Consider the following 15905-nt stretch of genomic DNA (forward strand, 5'->3'; position numbering starts at 1 on the left):
TCATCTAACCCCCGTGGCAATGGCGTTGGGCGGAGTCGGGCGGTCGACCGCATCCAGTGCGTCGACGCCGTAGATGTCGCGCACCCACGCGCTCTGGTAGATGGTGTCGAGGTAGCGGTCGCCCAGGTCCGGCGAGACGGCCACGGCGACCACGTCCTGGCCGTGGCGGTGCTCCGCCAGCCAGGAGGCGGCTCCGCTGACCACCGTCCCGGTGGAGCCGCCGAACAGGAACCCGCCCCGGGCGAGCCGGTGGCAGGTGCGGACGGTGTCGAGCTCGGGCACGTGCACCACGTCGTCGACGAAGCTCTCGTCCAGCAGGGCGGGCCGGATCCCGGTGCCCAGGCCGGGGATCATGCGCGGCGCGGCCTCGCCGCCGAAGGTGACGGAGCCGATGCTGTCCACCGCGACGATCCGGGTGGCCGGCCGGTGCTCCTTGAAGTACCGGGCGCAGCCCATCAGCGTGCCGGTGGTCCCGGCGCCGACGAACAGCAGCTCCAGGTCCGGGAACTGGCGGTGGATCGACGGTGCGGTGGTGCGGTAGTGGGCGCGCCAGTTGTCCGGGTTGGCGTGCTGGTTGAGCCAGACGTAGCGCGGGGACGAGGCGCACAGGCCCCGGACGTAGTCCAGCCGCGCGCCCAGGAACCCGGTCTCCGGCGAGGGCTCGGTGATCATGTGCACCTGGCCGCCGAGGGTTTCGATGAGCTGGCGGGTGGACAGGTTGGTCCGTGGGTCGACGACGCAGATGAACCGGTAGCCCCGGACGGAGGCGATCATGCTGAGCGCCATCCCGAGGTTGCCCGAGGAGGACTCCACCAGGACGGAGTCCCGGTTCAGCCGCCCGTCCCGTTCGGCCGCGTCGACCATGCTGAGCGCGGCCTTGAGCTTGACGGAGCCGGCGAAGTTGAAGCCCTCGCACTTCAGGTACAGCGGGTAGTCGAACATCGTCCGCAGGTCGACGAAGAGGTCGTCCTCGTTGAACTCCTGCGGTGTTCTGATGATGGGCATCGCCCGTCCCCCTTCGCAGTGGAGTGAGTGACGGGACGTCAGTCCCAGATGATGTCGTCGCCGACCGCGCAACCGGTGCCCACGGGGACCGGGACGGCGGTGGTGCGGACGGCGGCGGTGCGGGCGGCGACAACGGTGCAGCTGCTCATGGTGAACCCCCGGTGGCAATGGAGCCGCGGGCCGTTGAATCGGCGGCGGCGAAAAGGCGGAAACGTGGGAATGCGCGGGCGGGTTCGATTTCCCGCGGGGGGAAATCGGCCGCGCGGGGCCGGCTCCCGAAATCGGCCGGAAGGGGCCGGTGGCCCTTCGCGCCGGATGGTGGCGGGTCAGTCCCAGATGATGTCGTCGCCGTGGGTGCCGGCGGTGGTGCTCACGGGGGCCTTGGCGGTGGGGCCGTCCCAGATGATGTCGTCGCCGTGCACGGCCGCGGTGGTGGTCACGTGGCCCTTGGTGACGGGGCCGTCCCAGATGATGTCGTCCCCGTGGACGGCCGCGGTGGTGGTCACGTGGCCCTTGGTGACGGGGCCGTCCCAGATGATGTCGTCCCCGTGGACGGCCGCGGTGGTGCTCACGGGGGCCTTGGCGGTGGGGCCGTCCCAGATGATGTCGTCACCGTGCACGGCGGCGGCGGTCACCCGGGCCGGGGCGGCCGTCGTGGTGGCGGCGCCGGCGACCGGCGCGGTGAGGGCGGCGCCGGCGACCAGCAGGCCGAGGACGGCGGCGGTGCGGGCGGCGACAACGGTGATGCTGCTCATGGTGAACCCCCGGTGGCAATGGGGCCGCGGGCCGTTGAATCGGCGGCGGCGAGACAGGTGCGGTGGATGAGTGCTGTGCCTGGTTCAATTCCCGCGGTGAATGACCGCGCGGGACCGGCTCTCTAATCCTGCGGAGGGGGCTTCCGCCCCCTTCGCCATGACCAAGTCTGTCTCGCACACACGTTCCGTGCCACAGTTCTCCACTGTCAGGGTCCTGCCCTGGCAGCACCCTGCAGAGCGCCCGTCCCGGAGGTCACTCCTCCAACAACGGCAGCCGGTCGTCGCTGAATTCGGCCGCCAGCCGCCATCCGCGCAGTTCAGGTGCATCGCGCAGGCAGCGGCTGGTGATCCGCTGCGCGGCGGAATCCAGGTTTCCGGATTTCGGTGGGCCGAGAAAGAAGACGAGATCGGCGCCCAGGGGGTCGATCTCGACGTAAACGTGCTCCAGTCCGTCGGCCGGCTCGGCGGCGTTCCGGAGCAGTTCGACGAGTTTGTCGGGCGTGACCTGTTCCGGCCCGACCATGCCCCTGACCAGACGTCCGACAGTGATATACATGTCAAATCCTCCCGTGGGTGGGCCCGCGCGGTAAGTGCGGGGAAAGCCCGGTGGCCCCGAACTGCGGGTGGCTGTGGGCGGGGTGTCGTAACATGCCCCCGAGATCCGGCAATGACGTGGCGTCATCAGGTTCGCAACATCGGGGGGGCAGGAGATGCTGTCAGTGTTAGGACTGGATCCCGACGCCGAGGCCGTGTACCGGACGGTGCTGGCCCGGCCGGAACTCGGAATTCCCGGGGTGGCCGAGGATCTCGAGTGGCCGGAGCAACGGGTCCGGGACGCCCTGGACGGACTGGCCCGGCTCACCCTGATCAGGCACTCCGAACTGGAGCCCGGACACCTCCTCCTGGTGAACCCGGAAGTCAGCCTGGCGATGCTGATCGGCCGGCAGGAGGCCGAACTCGCCGACCGGCAGCGCCAGATAGCCCAGAGCAGACTCGAGGCGGCCAAGCTGGTCGCCCAGTACGCCGAGAGTCGCAAGGGTGAACGGGGCCTGGGGGTCGAGCAGTTGGAGGGCGTCGACCAGATCCGGCTGCGGCTGGAGGAGCTCTCGCACTCCTGCACCAGCGAGATCATGGGCTTCGCGACCGGCGGCGGGCAGTCGCCGGCCGCCCGAAGAGCCGGGCAGGTCGCCGACCAGGAGGTCTTCGACCGCGGCGTGCAGATGCGCAGCATCTACCTGGAGAGCGCCGCCAACGACGGCGGCACCATCTCCCACCTGGAGTGGCTCACCGAGCGGGGAGCCCGGGTGCGGATCGCCCCGTCGCTCCCGATGCGCCTGGTGATCTTCGACCGCAAGGTGGCGGTCGTCCCCACCGATCCGGACGACACCAGCGTGGGGGCCCTGGTGCTGTCCGGTCCCGGACTGGTCTCCGCGCTCTGCGCGCTGTTCGAGTACGTCTGGGAGAACGCCGCCCCGTTCGGGAAGGCCTCGGCCAAGGGGGTCGAGGGCCTCAACTCGCAGGCGATGGCGGTGCTCAGCCTGCTCGCCCAGGGCCACACCGACGAGGTGGTGGCCCGCAAGCTCGGCGTCTCGGTGCGCACCTCGCGCCGGATCACCGCGGAACTGATGGCCTGGCTGGGCGGCCGGAGCCGCTTCCAGGCCGGGGTGATCGCCGGCGAGCGCGGCCTGCTGCAGGGGGGCGGCGTGCCGGAGCGGGTGGACGACTGACCCCGCGCGCGGACGCCGACGGCCGGCTCGGGCGGGACGCCTGCCGTCCCGCCCGAACCGGCCTGCCCGGTGGTCCCTCAACGGGTCACCGCAGTGCGGTAGATCCGCAGGTTGACCGGGATCAGCACGGCCAGCAGGGCGGCCACCACGATCACCGCGAGCAGCACCGGGTGCCGGTCCGGCAGACTGTCCCCGACCACCGTCGGGGCGTTGCCCCACAGCTCCCGGCAGGCCCCGGCGACCAGGCTCACCGGGTTCCACTCGGCCACCGCGCGCAGCCAGGCGGGCAGCCCGGTCAGCGGCATGAACGAGTTCGACAGGAACGACAGCACGACCAGGAACAGGGCCGAAATGCCGTTGATGGCCTCGGCGTTGCTCATCACCATGCCGACCAGCGCGCCCAGCCAGAGCATCGCGTAGGCGAAGGCCAGCACCAGCACGAAGCCCAGTGCGGCCGAGCCGGCGTCCCGGTGGATCCGCCAGCCGACACCGAGGCCGGCCAGGGCGACGGCGGAGGTGGCCGCCGCGGCGGTCAGCAGGTCGGCCGCGGTGTGGCTGACCAGCACCGTGGAGCGGCCCATCGGCAGTGAGCGGAAGCGGTCGATCAGTCCGGTGCGCAGGTCGGCGGCCACGCCCAGCGCGGCCACGCCGACGCAGGTCAGGCCGACCTGGGCGAACACCCCGGCCATCACGTAGTCGTGGTACTCGCCGGAGCCGGTCACCGTCACCACGGAGGCGAACAGGTAGCCGAGCACGACCACCATGGTCACCGGGGTGAGGGTGATCGCGATGACCTTCTCCGGGGTGCGCCGCAGGTGCCGCAGATGGCGGCCGACCAGCGCGGCGGTGTCTCCGAGGGCCGTGCCGAGGCCGGCCGGGGCGCCGATGTCACTCACCGCTGGTCTCCCGTCCGTCCGGCGGCGGCCGCCACCGGTTCGCGCTCGTGCCGTTCGCCTTCGTCGCTCTGCTCGCCCCGCCGGGCCCGCCCGCCCTGCTCGACCTGCTCACCCGTTCCGGCCTGCCCGGTCCGGGCGGCCGGACCGGCCGCCTGCTCCGGGGCCCGGCCCACCCGGTCGCCGCGCCCGGTCAGGTGGAAGAACACGTCGTCCAGCGACGGACGGCGCAGCGCGAAGTCCGTCACCGGCACCCCGGCCGTCTCCAGGGCGACCGCGGCGGCGGCGACGGTGCCGATGCCGTCGGCCAGTTGGACGGTGATCCGGCGCCCGGTGCGGTCCACCTCGGGCGGCGCGGCGGCCACCGGGGCGAGCACGGCCAGCGCCTGCGGCAGGGCCGCTCCGGTGCCGACGCCCACCTCCAGCCACTCCTCGCCGACCGTGCGCTTGAGCTCGTCCGGGGTGCCCTCGGCGATCACCCGGCCGGTGTCCACCACCAGGATCCGGTCGGCCAGGAAGTCGGCCTCCTCCAGGTACTGGGTGGTGAGCAGGACGGTCACCCCCTGGGCGACCTGCTCGCGGACCATCTCCCAGAGCACCAGCCGGCTGGCCGGGTCCAGCCCGGTGGTCGGCTCGTCCAGGAACAGCACCTCGGGGCGGCCGATCAGCGCGGCGGCCAGGTCCAGTCGGCGGCGCATGCCGCCGGAGTACGTCTGGGCCGGCTTCCCGGCGGCGTCCTCCAGCTCGAACCGGGCGAGCAGCTCGGCCGCCCGGTCCCGGGCGCCCGCGCGGCCCAGGTGCAGCAGCCGGCCCAGCAGTTCGAGGTTCTCGCGGCCGGTGAGCAGCCCGTCGACGGCGGCGTACTGACCGGCCAGGCCGATCCGCCGGCGCACCTGGCGCTGCTGGCGGACCACATCGAAGCCGGCCACCTCGGCCCGGCCCTGGTCCGGCTCCAGCAGGGTGGCCAGCAGTCGGACGGTGGTGGTCTTGCCGGCGCCGTTGGGGCCGAGCAGGCCGAGCACGGTGCCGGTCGCCACCTCCAGGTCCACGCCCTTGAGGGCGTGGTGCTCGCCGTATCTCTTGCCGAGACCGGTCGCCCGGATAGCGGTGTCCATCATTCGTTCCCCCTTTCACGGAGGTCTGTCATGCAGGTCTGTCACGGAGGTCTGTGGATCGTTCGGGAGGAATCGGGGAGAGGGCGCCGGAGCGCGTACCGGCGCGGATTCGCGGATTCGCGGATTCGCCGATCCGTGGGTTCGCGGGTTCGCGGGTTCGCGGAATTCGGTGGAAACGGTCGGCGGGCCCGGCCCGGGTGCGGGCCCGTCCTGCTCGACGTGCGGTCGCCCGCGTTTCGGCGGCCTTTCGGATGTCACCGGCTCATCGGCCCGGTGTCACCCGTCGGTGGCCCGCTCGCATGGTTGTCCCTCAACGGGAACCGACCGTAGCACCGGCCGATCGGGCCCGGTAAGGGGCACCGAGCCGCCTCCACTGGCAGCAGCTTGCCACCGCAGGATGCTGCAACTCCCGGAGGCTCCGCGGCCGTTCGGGAGGGCCTACGGTCGTAGTCATTCCCCCGGTCCCCTCATGCCGGTGAGGACACACACCCAACCCGACTGTCGCCACCGCGGCTTGATCATGCCGCCGACCCGCAGGAGAGGTAATGGCACGTCAAAGCAATTTCGCGGCCCGACTGGGCGAGTGGAGTGCCCAGCACCGGAAGACCGCCGTATTCGGCTGGATCATCCTCGTCGTCCTGGTCACCGTGATCGGAGGCATGGCCGGCCAGAAGAACCTGACCCAGGCCGACTACGGGACCGGCGAATCGGGCCGGGCCGCCCAGGTCCTGAAGGACGCCGGGATCAAGGATCCGGTCAACGAGCTGATCCTGGTCCACAGCGACGGACTGACCGTGGACGCCCCGGAGTTCCGCAGCGCCGTCCAGGCCACCGCCGACGCGGTGAACAGGACCGGTCTCGCGGAGAACCTGCGCGACCCGTACACGACCCAGGCCTTCTCGGCCGACAAGCACTCGGCCCTGATCATGTTCGCCGTCACCGGTGACCCGGACACCGCGGCCGACCGGATCGACCCGGTGATCACCGCGGTGCAGGACACCGCCAAGGCGCACCCGCAGGTGACCCTCGGCGAGTTCGGCGGCGCGACCGCCCTCAAGGGCATCGACGACAGCCTCGGGGACGACTTCGCGCGGGCCGAACTCACCGCCCTTCCGGTCGCGTTGGGCATCCTGCTGGTGGTCTTCGGCGCCTTCGTGGCGGCCGTGCTGCCGGTCGCCCTGGCGGTCACCGCCTGCATCGGCGCGATGGGGCTGCTCGCGCTGAGCAGCCAGGCGGTGCCGGTGGACGGGATGACCAACTCGGTGATGTTCCTGATGGGCCTGGCCGTCGGCGTCGACTACTGCCTGTTCTACCTGCGCCGTGAGCGCGAGGAGCGGGCGGCCGGCCGGGACAAGGCGACCGCGCTGCGGATCGCCGCCCACACCTCGGGCCACTCGGTGCTGGTCTCCGGCCTCACCGTGATGGTCGCGATGGCCGGCATGTTCCTCTCCGGGCTGACCGTCTTCGAGGGCTTCGCGATGGCGACCATCGAGGTCGTCGCGGTCGCGGTGGTCGGCTCGATGACCGTGCTCCCGGCCCTGATGTCGATGCTCGGCGACCGGGTCGCGGCCGGCCGGATCCCGTGGATCAGCAAGCGCCGCCAGGCCGCCGCCGCCAACCCCAAGCCCGCCAACGCGCTGCTGCGCGGGGTGCTGGCCCGGCCCGGGGTGTTCGCCGTGCTGGCCGCCGCCGTCCTGCTGGCGCTGGCCGCCCCGGCGCTCGGCATGAAGACCGAGAAGCTCGGCATGGACAAGCTGCTGCCCTCGGACAACCCGCTGGTGTCGGTGTCGCAGCGGATCGACAAGGAGTTCCCCGGCTCGCCCTCGCCCGCCGTGGTGGTGGTCAAGGCCGACGACATCGACTCGCCGCAGGTCGCCAAGGGCATCGAGGACTTCAAGCAGGCCGCGGTGGCGTCCGGGCGGACCGGCAACCAGATCGACGTCCGGTACTGGAAGGACAAGAACATCGCCGAGATCAGCGTCCCGCTGGCCGGCAGCGGCACCGACGACACCTCCAAGGCGGCGCTGTCCGCCCTGCGCGGGCAGATCGTCCCGCAGACCCTGAAGGCGGTGCCGGGCACCACCGCGCTGGTCGCCGGTGACCTCGCCTTCTCGGTCGACTACAACGACCAGCTGGACCGCAGCATCGTCCCGGTGTTCGCCTTCGTCATGGGCGTCACCTTCCTGCTGATGCTGGTCTCCTTCCGCTCGCTCACCATCTCGATCACCTCGATCCTGCTCAACCTGCTCTCGGTGGCGGCCGCCTACGGCGTGATGACCGCGGTCTTCCAGCACGGCTGGGGCGCCTCGATCGTCGGTACCAAGGCGCCGGGCGCGATCGAGTCCTGGATGCCGCTGTTCGTCTTCGTGGTCCTGTTCGGCCTCTCGATGGACTACCACGTGTTCGTGGTCTCCCGGATCCGCGAGGCGTACCTGTCGGGCAAGCCCAGCCGGGAGGCGGTCGGCCTCGGCATCCGCAACACCGCCGGGGTGGTCACCAGCGCCGGTCTGATCATGGTCGCGGTGTTCGCGGTCTTCGGCACCCTGGGCATGCAGGACTTCAAGCAGCTGGGCATCGGCCTGGCGGTCGCGGTCCTGCTGGACGCCACGCTGGTCCGCGCGGTGCTGCTGCCCGCGGTGATGGCCCTGCTCGGGGACGCCAACTGGTACCTGCCGCGCTGGCTCGGTGGCGGCCGCCGCACCGCCCCCGCGCACGCCGCCGGGGCGCCCCAGCCCGCCGCGCAGCACGAGCCGGCCGGCACCGCCTACGTCGGCTGACCCGGCCCGCCCCTCCTCCGCCCGCCATCCCTGGAGCCACCACCGTGTTCGAGTTCAGAGTCATCGACGGAACCACCGCCCGCGAGGTCATCGCGGGAGCCCGCCCGCGGATCGTCCAGGAGGTCCGGGAGACCTACCTGACCCACGGCGCCGGTGAGTCCGTCAACCCCGACAGCTACTTCCTGCGGTTCCCGGCCAAGCCGGACGCCCGGATCATCGCCCTGCCGGCCTACCTCGGCGGCGGCGTGGGCCTGGCCGGACTCAAGTGGATCAGCAGCTTCCCGGCGAACATCGAGCGGGGCTTCCCGCGCGCCTCGGCGGCCCTGCTGCTGAACGACTACGAGACCGGCTACCCCTTCGCCGTCCTGGAGGCCTCGCAGATCAGCGCGGCCCGCACCGCGGCCTCCGCCGTGCTCGCCGCCGAGGTGCTCGGCGGCGGCCGGACGGCGGGCCGGCTCGCGGTGATCGGCGCGGGCATCATCGCCCGGAACATCCTGGAGTTCTTCGGGGCCCAGCAGTGGGAGATCGACGAGCTGGTGGTGCACGACCGGGAGGCCCGGTACGCCCAGGCGCTGGTCGACCACGCCGACGCCGAACTCGGTTACCCGGCACGGGTGGTGGAGGACCTGGGCGACGCGCTCAAGGCCGCCGACGTGGTGGTGCTGGCCACCACGGCGGGCGAGCCGTACATCCTCGACCCGGAGACGTTCGCCCCCGGGCAGCTGGTGCTCAACATCTCGCTGCGCGACCTCGCCCCGGAGATCATCGGGGGTGCGTACAACGTGCTCGACGACGTGGAGCACTGCATGAAGGCGAACACCTCTCCGCACCTGGCGGAACAGCTCTACGGCAACCGGGAGTTCGTCACCGGCACGCTCGCCCAGGTGATCGGGGGCGAGGTCGCCGTCGGCACCGACCGCCCGGTGGTCTTCTCGCCCTTCGGCCTCGGTGTGCTCGACCTCGCGGTCGGTGCGCTGGTGCACGACGAGGCGGTGGCCACCGGCCGCGCGACCGAGATCCCCGGCTTCTTCGCCGAGACCACCCGCTGGTAGGACTCACCGCGGGTCCGCCCCACCGGGCCCGCCGAGGACGCCGGCCACCCCGGGACCGCCCCCCACCGGGCCCGGTGCCACCGACGAGGGCCCCGACCGTTCACCGCGGTCGGGGCCCTCGTGGTGGTGTCGTGCCCGGTCAGGCGTCGGTGCCGCCGAAGCGGGCCGTCCAGGCGGCCAGGTCCTCGTCGGTGATCTTCGCGAACAGCACCGGCGGCACCGTGAACGGCGTGCCGGCCGGGACGCGGTCCAGCGTCCGGGCCTCGTCCGCACCGATCCAGGTCCGTCCGTCCGCGGGGAGCGCGAAGGCGCCGCGCATCGCCGCCGCCGCGGTCGGGATGAACGGCTCGGACACCACCGCGTACAGGTGGATCAGGTTCATCGCCGTCCGCAGGGTCAGTGCCGCCGCCTCCGGGTCGGTCTTCACCTGCTGCCAGGGCGCCGTCTCGTCCAGGTAGGAGTTGCCGGCGCTCCACAGCGCGCGCAGCGCCTGGGCGGCCTTGCGGAAGTTGAGCGCCTCCAGCTGGGCCTCGTACTCGGCCAGCAGGCCGGCGATCTGCTCGCCGAGCCGCTGTTCGGCGTCGCCCGGCGCGTTCCCGGCCGGCACCTCGTCGCCGAAGCGCTTGCGGCTGAACGAGAGCACCCGGTTGACGAAGTTGCCGAGGGTGTCGGCGAGGTCCTTGTTGACCACCGAGGCGAAGAGGTCCCAGGTGAAGCTGGAGTCGTCGGACTCGGGCGCGTGCGCGATCAGGAAGTAGCGCCAGTAGTCGGCCGGCAGCAGCTCCAGCGCGACGTCGGTGAAGATGCCGCGCTTCTGGCTGGTGGAGAACTTCCCGCCGTAGTACGTCAGCCAGTTGAAGGCCTTGACGTAGTCGACCTTCTTCCACGGGCGGCGCGAGCCGAGGATCGTCGCCGGGAACATCACGGTGTGGAAGGGGACGTTGTCCTTGGCCATGAACTCGGTGTAGCGGACGGTGTCGTCGGCCTCGTACCACCAGGACTTCCAGTCCCGGTCCTGCCCGGCCGGGGCGGCGTCCGACCACTCCTTGGTGGCGCCGATGTACTCGATCGGGGCGTCGAACCAGACGTAGAACACCTTGCCCTCGGCGGCCAGTTCGGGCCAGACGTCGGCCGGCACCGGCACGCCCCACTCCAGGTCGCGGGTGATCGCGCGGTCCTGGAGGCCCTCGGTCAGCCACTTGCGGGCGATCGAGGAGGCCAGCACCGGCCAGTCGTCGCCGTTCGCGGCGATCCAGGCCTCGACCTCGTCGGTCAGCTTCGACTGGAGCAGGAACAGGTGCCGGGTCTCCCGGACCTCCAGGTCGGAGCTGCCGCTGATCGCCGAGCGCGGCTCCAGCAGGTCGGTCGGGTCCAGCACCCGGGTGCAGTTCTCGCACTGGTCGCCGCGCGCCTTGTCGTAGCCGCAGTGCGGGCAGGTGCCGACGATGTAGCGGTCCGGCAGGAAGCGGCCGTCGGCGTTGGAGTACACCTGGCGGATCGCGCGCTCCTCGATGAAGCCGTTGCGCTGGAGCTCGCGGGCGATCTCCTGGGTGATCTCCCGGTTCTGCGGCGAGGAGCTGCGGCCGAAGTGGTCGAAGGACAGCGCGAAGCCGTCGTACACCGCCTTCTGCGCGTCGTGCGCCCGGGCGCAGAACTCGGCGACCGGCAGCCCGGCCTCCTGGGCGGCCAGCTCGGCGGGCGTGCCGTGCTCGTCGGTGGCGCAGATGTACAGCACCTCGTGGCCGCGTTGGCGCAGGTAGCGGGAGTAGACGTCCGCCGGGAGCATCGACCCGACCATGTTGCCCAGGTGCTTGATCCCGTTGATGTAGGGAAGGGCGCTGGTGATCAGGTGCCGAGCCATCCTCGGATGCTCCGATTTCTCCCGCACACGCACCCGACCCGGAGTGCTGTGCCAGGCGCAGGGGTCCACTGTGGGCTGCCAAGCCTACCGCCGCCGAAGTGGCGTACCGTTCCGCCTCACGGCCGGGGGGCGTCGGTGAAGCGGTCGAACTCCCCGTCCTTGACCCCGCGGACGAAGGCCGCCCACTTGCGCGGCGTCGTCCGGACGACCACCTCGGGCCGGTCCGACTCGCGGATCTCCACCAGACCGCCCCTCGCCCTGACCTCGACGCAGTCGGTGCTCTCACCGCTGGCCGAGGCCTTGCGCCAAACGTTCATGTGAAATCTTTCAGTAAGGCCCGGATGAAGTCCCGGGACCCGGCCGTCCCGAGCGCGATCGCCGCGGTCCTCTCCTTGATCCCCCGGTAGGAGGCCAGTTCGGCTTCGGAGTGGACGAACTTGGGCCCGTGGGAGAGGTCGATCTGGACGGTGTCCAGCTCCGGGACGGGCCCGCGGGCCAGGTAGAGGCTCTCCCCGGACCCGGTGTAGGTGGGGACGCTGAACGGGATCACCCGGATCTCCACCCCGGGCCGCTCGGAGTTCTCCAGCAGGCTCTGCAACTGCCCGCGCAGCACTTGCGGTCCGCCGAACTGCATCCGCAGCGCGGATTCGTGCAGGACCGCGCTGTACGGCTTCGGGCGGTCGACGAAGATCTGCTGGCGCCGGATCCGGAACGCCTTCCGGACCTCCGCCTCCTGCCGGTGCTGCGCGGGCAGCCGCTCGAACACCGCGGCGGCGTAGTCCGGGGTCTGCAGCAGCCCGGGGATGAAGGTGCTGTTCAGGATGGACAGCGACTCCGCGTGGTGCTCCATCTCGGCGATGTCGACGATCCCGCTGGGCATCCGGCCCCGGTAGCCGTCCCACCAGTACTTGCGGCGGTCCTGGGTCATGGCGAGCAGCGCGTCGAGGTACGGGCCCTCCGGGCAGCCGCAGGTGCCCGCCCAGATCCGCAGCCGCTCGGCGCTGATGCCCGACTTCCCGTTCTCCATCTGGGAGATCTTGGGCAGGTCGGTGCCGATCGTGGCGGCCAGGCTCTTGGGCGTCACGCCCACGCGCTCGCGCATCTTGCGCAGCTCGATCCCCAGGCGCTGCTGGCGCACGGTCGGCGACAAGCGGGGTGGCATGACTCTCTTCTCCGGGTCGCGGCTACGGTCGATGCTTCCGGTGAAGTGTGCCGTGCACGCGGGGCACTAGCTAGCGAATTGGGGGATACCCCACGATGGAGTGAACGTCCAGTCCCTCGGTAGCAACTCTGGCACCCTGACTCTAGGGTCATCCGTGTCACTCACTGACTTGTTGTTCCCTAAACAGTCGCCAATCAGCCGTCAGTACACACCAGATGCATGGTCAGGGCGCTCGACATCACCGACCGGAGACAGCCATGCCCCTTCCCCCGTCTCTCCGCCTCCCCCATCGCCCCCACCTTCCCCACCGCAATTCCGCTGCCCGGTGAATGCCCTTCTGGTCGCCGGTTTGTCCGCCCTCCTCCTCGCCGTGCTTTTCGTCGGCTGGCTGGTCTGGCTGGTCAACGTCCAACCCCGGGAACCACGGCCGGGAAAGCGCGAGTTCACCCCCCGGCATTCCGCCACCCTCGACCGCGAATAGCCGCGCGGCGCGCCCGGCCCGCGGCCCGGCCGGGGGCAGCCCCGCCCGGCCCCGCTCAGCCCCGCGAAAGGCGCTCCACCAGCCGGGACTTGGCGGCCGGCCACTCGTCGGCGAGCATCGAGAAGTAGGCGCTGTCCCGCCAGGTGCCGGTGGGGCGCAGCCGGTGCCGGCGCAGGGTGCCCTCGTACCGGGCGCCGAGCCGGAGGATGGCGTTGCGGGAGCGCTCGTTGAGCGCGTCGGTCTTCCAGTAGACCCGGCCCATGCCGAGGTCCTCGAAGGCGTGCACCAGGAGCAGCAGTTTCGCCTCGGTGTTGACCGCCGTGCGCCAGACCGAGCGGGCGTAGAGGGTGGCGCCGATCTCCAGGAACTCGTCCTCGGTGCTGATGTCGTGGTAGCCGGTGAGGCCGACGGCGGTGCCGCCGGCGAGCTCGACGGCGGCGAAGTGGACGGACCCGCCCGTTGCGGCCTCCGCGATCCGGGCGTCCAGGATCCGGCCGAGCTCCTCCGCGGAGGCGGGCGGGAGGGACATCGTCCAGCGCCAGACCTCGGGGTCGGCGCCGACCGAGGCCCAGAGGTCGGCGAGGTGGCGGCGCTCCAGCGGCTCCAGGCGGATGTGGCGGCCGGTGAGGGTGACGGGGACGGGCTGCTTCGCGGTCATGCCCCCGAACGTAGCGCCACTCTGCACTAGACGCAATGGAATTATGAACTAGTGCAAAGAGGCCGAGGCAAAGCGGAGGGCCCCGCGGGACGGTGCGTCCCGCGGGGCCCTCCGGTGCGGCTCGGATCAGATGAACGAGTTGATCTGGATCGTCTCGTCGCGGCCCGGACCGACGCCGATGGCGGAGATCGGCGCGCCCGACATCTCCTCCAGCGCCTTCACGTAGGCCTGGGCGTTCTTCGGCAGCTCGGCGAAGGTCTTCGCCTTGCTGATGTCCTCGGTCCAGCCCGGCAGCGTCTCGTAGATCGGCTTGGCGTGGTGGAAGTCGGACTGGTTGTAGGGGAGCTCCTCGACGCGGCGGCCGTCGATCTCGTACGCGACGCAGACCGGGATCTGCTCCCAGCCGGTCAGCACGTCCAGCTTGGTGAGGAAGAAGTCGGTGAGGCCGTTGACCCGGGTCGCGTAGCGCGCGATGACGGCGTCGAACCAGCCGCAGCGGCGGTCGCGGCCGGTGGTGACACCGCGCTCGCCACCGATCCGGCGCAGCGCCTCGCCGTCCTCGTCCAGCAGCTCGGTCGGGAACGGGCCGGAGCCGACGCGGGTGGTGTAGGCCTTGAGGATGCCGATGACCCGGTCGATCTTGGTCGGGCCGATGCCGGCGCCGGTGCAGGCGCCGCCCGCGGTCGGGTTCGACGAGGTCACGAAGGGGTACGTGCCGTGGTCGACGTCGAGCAGGGTGCCCTGGCCGCCCTCCAGCAGGACGACCTTGTCCGCCTTGAGCGCCTCGTCCAGCACCAGGGTGGTGTCGGCGAGGAACGGCCTGATCTTCTCCGCGTAGCCCAGGTACTCCTCGACCACGAGCTCGGCCGGGACGGCGCGGCGGTTGTAGAGCTTGACCAGGATCTGGTTCTTGTCGTGCAGCGCCGCCTCGATCTTCTGGCGCAGGATCGACTCGTCGAAGAGGTCCTGGACCCGGATGCCGACGCGGTTGATCTTGTCCGCGTAGGTCGGGCCGATGCCGCGGCCGGTGGTGCCGATCCGGCGCTTGCCGAGGAAGCGCTCGGTCACCTTGTCGATGGTGCGGTGGTACGGGGTGATCAGGTGGGCGTTGCCCGAGACCAGCAGCTTGGAGGTGTCGATGCCGCGCTCGTTCAGGCCGTTGAGCTCGGAGAGCAGCACGCCCGGGTCGATGACCACGCCGTTGCCGATGACCGGCGTCACGTTCGGGCTGAGGATGCCGGAGGGGAGCAGGTGCAGGGCGTACTTCTGGTCGCCGATGACCACCGTGTGACCGGCGTTGTTGCCGCCCTGGTAGCGGACGACGTAGTCGACGGAGCCGCCGAGGAGGTCGGTGGCCTTCCCCTTGCCCTCGTCCCCCCACTGAGCGCCAACGAGCACGAGTGCCGGCACAGGCGTACACCCCTTCCGGTTGGGGCATCCTGCGTAGGCCGCAGTCTGCCCCGAGATAGACGAAGCCCCTGGCGCAATGGCGCAAGGGGCTCTTGCACCGAGAGATTACCTGAGGAAGGACCGGTCGTGTCGTCCCTGTCCACGCCTGCTACCGGCGGTCCCGAGCCCCTTCTGCTGCTGCTCGACCCGGTGGCCCGGCAGACCGACGGGGAGTCGGTGCGGATCGCGAAGGACGTGCTCTGCGGGGGAGCGGACGTCAAGGTGGTCCTTCCGGAGAGCCCGTCCGAACTCGATCGGGTGCTTTCGCACCGGGGTCGGCGGCGACCGGTGGTGATCGGTTCGGACCTCGCCCTGCAACGGGTGCTCCAGGCGCTCCACCGGCTGCGTGAGCTGGGCGCCGAACCGGTGGGGATGGTTCCGGTCGGCCACGCCGAGGAGCTGGCGACGGCCCGCGCGCTGGGCGTGCCGGAGGAGCCGGTGCGGGCGGCGCGGGCCGTGCTGTCGGGCGCGCCGCGCACCTTCGACCTGCTGGTGGACGACGGCGGCGGGGTGGCGCTGGGCGGGGTGCGGATCACCGGGGTCGGCACCCGCCGGTCGGGGAGCCGTTCGAGTGGCTGGCGTTCGCTATGGGCGAAACTGGCTGCGGCCGAGCAGGCGAACGTGCTCGCGTCCGAGGCGGTCGACCACAGCCCCCGGGTCCGGGTCGAGGCGGACGGCCGGCTGCTCGCCGACGTGCACCGCCCGGTCCGGCTGGTGCAGCTGACCCTGCCGGGCTCCGGGGAGGCCGATCCGGACGGCACCGGCGTGCTGGAGGTGGTGGTCCGGGCGCCCGGCGCGCTGGTGCGGGCCCGGGCGGTGAGCGTCTCGGTGGTCGGGCGCGGCTTCGGCTACGAGGCGGACGGCCACCCGGTCGGCCCGGTCCGGGCCCGCACCTGGACGGTGCACCCGGGCGCCTGGGGCCTGCTGCTGCCCGCCGCGTGACCGCCGGGCGGCTCCGGGCCGCCGGCCG

At 71.4% G+C, this 15905-nt stretch carries 15 protein-coding genes; 5 read left to right on the plus strand and 10 right to left on the minus strand.

The window, feature by feature from the left end; genetic code table 11:
* From sbnA to AB0O91_RS05545, 3 genes are all read right to left on the minus strand, one after another.
* Positions 1 to 1005, minus strand: a complete 1005-nt coding sequence (gene sbnA / locus AB0O91_RS05535; protein WP_363428146.1) for a 2,3-diaminopropionate biosynthesis protein SbnA — start codon at positions 1003 to 1005, stop codon at positions 1 to 3.
* Between the two features lie 326 nt (positions 1006 to 1331).
* Positions 1332 to 1760: a hypothetical protein gene (locus AB0O91_RS05540; RefSeq protein WP_363428148.1), complete on the minus strand. Its 429-nt coding sequence runs from the start codon at positions 1758 to 1760 to the stop codon at positions 1332 to 1334.
* A 253-nt stretch (positions 1761 to 2013) separates the two neighbouring features.
* Entirely contained in the window at positions 2014 to 2316 is a 303-nt protein-coding gene (locus tag AB0O91_RS05545) for a hypothetical protein (RefSeq protein ID WP_363428150.1), read from the minus strand.
* A 154-nt stretch (positions 2317 to 2470) separates the two neighbouring features.
* Here AB0O91_RS05545 and AB0O91_RS05550 point away from each other — a divergent pair, with 154 nt between their 5' ends.
* Complete coding sequence (locus AB0O91_RS05550; RefSeq protein ID WP_363428152.1) at positions 2471 to 3487, plus strand: LuxR family transcriptional regulator; 1017 nt, start codon at positions 2471 to 2473, stop codon at positions 3485 to 3487.
* Positions 3488 to 3564: 77 nt separating this feature from the next.
* Here the strand turns inward: AB0O91_RS05550 and AB0O91_RS05555 are convergent, their stop codons facing one another.
* Positions 3565 to 4383 (minus strand): ABC transporter permease, encoded by an 819-nt coding sequence (locus AB0O91_RS05555; protein WP_363428154.1) that lies wholly within the window; start codon positions 4381 to 4383, stop codon positions 3565 to 3567.
* Positions 4380 to 5495 carry an ATP-binding cassette domain-containing protein gene (locus tag AB0O91_RS05560; protein WP_363428208.1) on the minus strand — a complete coding sequence of 372 codons (1116 nt, stop codon included), beginning with the start codon at positions 5493 to 5495 and terminating at the stop codon, positions 4380 to 4382. Before AB0O91_RS05560 ends, AB0O91_RS05555 begins: the two co-directional genes overlap by 4 nt.
* Before the next feature lie 545 nt (positions 5496 to 6040).
* Here AB0O91_RS05560 and AB0O91_RS05565 point away from each other — a divergent pair.
* Entirely contained in the window at positions 6041 to 8272 is a 2232-nt protein-coding gene (locus AB0O91_RS05565) for an MMPL family transporter (protein WP_363428156.1), read from the plus strand.
* A gap of 44 nt (positions 8273 to 8316) precedes the next feature.
* Complete coding sequence (gene sbnB, locus AB0O91_RS05570) at positions 8317 to 9324, plus strand: 2,3-diaminopropionate biosynthesis protein SbnB (protein WP_363428158.1); 1008 nt, start codon at positions 8317 to 8319, stop codon at positions 9322 to 9324.
* Between the two features lie 139 nt (positions 9325 to 9463).
* Here sbnB and metG read toward each other — a convergent pair whose 3' ends face one another.
* From metG to AB0O91_RS05585, 3 genes are all read right to left on the minus strand, one after another.
* On the minus strand, positions 9464 to 11185 hold the full coding sequence (gene metG / locus AB0O91_RS05575) for a methionine--tRNA ligase (protein ID WP_363428160.1): 1722 nt from the start codon (positions 11183 to 11185) through the stop codon (positions 9464 to 9466).
* Positions 11186 to 11301: 116 nt separating this feature from the next.
* Complete coding sequence (locus AB0O91_RS05580; RefSeq protein ID WP_363428162.1) at positions 11302 to 11502, minus strand: DUF397 domain-containing protein; 201 nt, start codon at positions 11500 to 11502, stop codon at positions 11302 to 11304.
* A complete protein-coding gene (locus AB0O91_RS05585) occupies positions 11499 to 12347 on the minus strand; it encodes a helix-turn-helix transcriptional regulator (RefSeq protein ID WP_363428164.1) in 849 nt (282 codons plus the stop codon). Before AB0O91_RS05585 ends, AB0O91_RS05580 begins: the two co-directional genes overlap by 4 nt.
* A 349-nt stretch (positions 12348 to 12696) precedes the next feature.
* Here AB0O91_RS05585 and AB0O91_RS05590 point away from each other — a divergent pair, with 349 nt between their 5' ends.
* Positions 12697 to 12828 carry a hypothetical protein gene (locus AB0O91_RS05590; RefSeq protein WP_363428166.1) on the plus strand — a complete coding sequence of 44 codons (132 nt, stop codon included), beginning with the start codon at positions 12697 to 12699 and terminating at the stop codon, positions 12826 to 12828.
* Positions 12829 to 12883: 55 nt separating this feature from the next.
* Here AB0O91_RS05590 and AB0O91_RS05595 read toward each other — a convergent pair whose 3' ends face one another.
* On the minus strand, positions 12884 to 13486 hold the full coding sequence (locus tag AB0O91_RS05595) for a GNAT family protein (RefSeq protein WP_363428168.1): 603 nt from the start codon (positions 13484 to 13486) through the stop codon (positions 12884 to 12886).
* Between the two features lie 126 nt (positions 13487 to 13612).
* Entirely contained in the window at positions 13613 to 14896 is a 1284-nt protein-coding gene (locus AB0O91_RS05600; RefSeq protein ID WP_363428170.1) for an adenylosuccinate synthase, read from the minus strand.
* A 126-nt stretch (positions 14897 to 15022) separates the two neighbouring features.
* Here AB0O91_RS05600 and AB0O91_RS05605 point away from each other — a divergent pair, with 126 nt between their 5' ends.
* Positions 15023 to 15877, plus strand: coding sequence for a diacylglycerol kinase (locus tag AB0O91_RS05605; RefSeq protein ID WP_363428172.1), 855 nt, complete (start codon positions 15023 to 15025; stop codon positions 15875 to 15877).
* Positions 15878 to 15905: the final 28 nt, after the last annotated feature.

The organism is Kitasatospora sp. NPDC089797 (assembly GCF_040684795.1).
Classification (GTDB): domain Bacteria; phylum Actinomycetota; class Actinomycetes; order Streptomycetales; family Streptomycetaceae; genus Kitasatospora.